This is a genomic window from Streptomyces sp. NPDC002156, assembly GCF_053593675.1.
The window spans coordinates 1-1,898 of sequence record NZ_JBSFDA010000358.1; the positions used below are offsets into that span (position 1 = coordinate 1).

The 1,898-nt window shown below is 67.4% G+C and carries 2 protein-coding genes; both read right to left on the reverse strand.

From position 1 onward, the window contains the following. Positions 1–155 precede the first annotated feature (155 nt). Positions 156–851 (reverse strand): polysaccharide deacetylase family protein, encoded by a 696-nt coding sequence (locus ACWCRB_RS49670; protein ID WP_451002354.1) that lies wholly within the window; start codon positions 849–851, stop codon positions 156–158. 2 nt (positions 852–853) lie between these two features. Beyond that, complete coding sequence (locus ACWCRB_RS49675) at positions 854–1,567, reverse strand: glycoside hydrolase family 11 protein (protein ID WP_451002355.1); 714 nt, start codon at positions 1,565–1,567, stop codon at positions 854–856. Positions 1,568–1,898 lie beyond the last annotated feature (331 nt).

Consider the following 1,898-nt stretch of genomic DNA (forward strand, 5'->3'; position numbering starts at 1 on the left):
TTACCCGTTCCCATCCCCTGGGGGCTGCGCCCCCAGACCCCCCTTTCGGCCTGAACGGCCTCGTCCTCAAACGCCGGACGGGCTGGATGACGGCCCTCCGTCCTCAAGCGCCGGACGGGCTAGAAGATCTAGCCCGTCCGGCGTGTTCGGAGCCCCTACGGCGCCATGGCCCGCCCGGTCGTCGGGGAGATCTTCCCGGCGCACAGGCCCCGACCGGCCAAGCCCTGTGCGATGCGCGGAATCGCGGCCAGGGTGTTTGCCGACCAGTCGTGCATGAGAATCACCTGCCCGCTGGTGAGTCGCGCAGCGGCCTGCACGATCGCGTCGGCGCTCGCCCCGTTCCAGTCCTGTGAGTCCACGTCCCAGATGATCTGGGTCAGGCCGTACTTCGCCGCGACCGCCTTCACCGTCGCGTTGGTCTCCCCGTACGGCGGTCGGAACAGCACCGGGGTACCGCCACCGGCCCCCGCGACTGCCTGCTGGGTCCGGGCGATCTCGGAGTCGATCTGCGCCTGCCCGAGCTGGGTCAGATGCGGATGGGTGTAGCTGTGGTTGCCCACCCACATCCCGGCGTTCACCTGGGCCCGCACCAGAGCCGGGTTCGCCGCGGCGTACTGGCCCTGGTTGAACATCGTGGCCCGCAGCCCGTTCCCCGTGAGGGCACCCAGCAGGGCCGTCGTATTGCCGGACGGACCGTCGTCGAACGTGAGCCCGACGTACCCGTTGCAGACGGCGGCCTGTGCGGGGGTGGCGGTGTGGCCGGTGAGAGCGGTGGCGGCGGCCAGGGCGGCGGCGGTCAGTAACGAAAGACGCCTTGCTTTCCCGAGGGGCATGAGAGGCGTGAAGGTCATCGCTAGCCCACCGTGATGTTGGAGTTGCCGCTGCTCTGGTAACCCTCGGTCGCGAGGATCATGTAGTAACTGAAGCCGCCCAGAGGCATTCCGGCGCGGGCCCAGGCGTCGAAGTGGTTGCCGGTGGTGATGGTGCCGCCGGTCCGCTTCGACTGCCGGACGCTCCAGTACTGGTTGAAGGTGCGGGTGCCTTCCACGGACGGGGCGTTGTACCGGGTGGTCTGGTAGATGTCGTACGTCCCGCCGTCGCTGGTGACGGTCCCCTTGTACGTCCCCGTGGGCCGGTAGGTGCCCCAGTTGTCGACGACGTAGTACTCGACCAGCGGGTTGGACGTCCAGCCGTACAGCGTCAGATAGGCGTTCCCGGACGGGTTGAAGCTGCCCGAGTAGGTGACCGTCCTGCGCGAGCCGTTGCTCCAGCCCTTGCCGGCCACGAAGTTCCCGGTGTTGCTCCACGCGGTGCTGTAGTTGCCGCCGGAGTTCAGGGTCATGGAGACGGTGCCCGGCGCGTCGGTCCAGAACGAGTAGTAGTAGCCGTTGTTGGTGCCGGTCTGGTTGGTGGTGATGACCGTGGCGGCCTGAGCGGTACCGGGCAGGGCCAGAGCGGCGACGGCGACCAGCAGCATGGTGCAGACGCCGCTGAGGAGCAGTCTGAGCCGCGAGGCGGATGCGGGTGCGGATGCGGATGCGGGTGTGCGTGTGGATGCCATGTCCATGCCGCGACAGTGTTGGCCGGGTCGTGTGAGCTGTCAATAGTTTCGGTATCTGTTACGAAACATTCGATGGTGTGAATGGCAGTACTGGCAGGCCAGAGCCGCCTGGGGTTGATACCCGGGAACTCGATTGAGCGAGGCGTAGGGCATCGAATGTTTCGGAGATGGCTCCGATCTGATCGCCGGAGCGCGACCGGGGCGTAAACGAGGTCCGCGTCGCAGGAGGGCATTCTTTTCGCCCCCGCCGCCCTTACCCGTTCCCATCCCGTTCCTGGGGGCTGCGCCCCCAGACCCCCCTACGGCCCTGAACGGGCCTTGTCCTCAAACGCCGGAC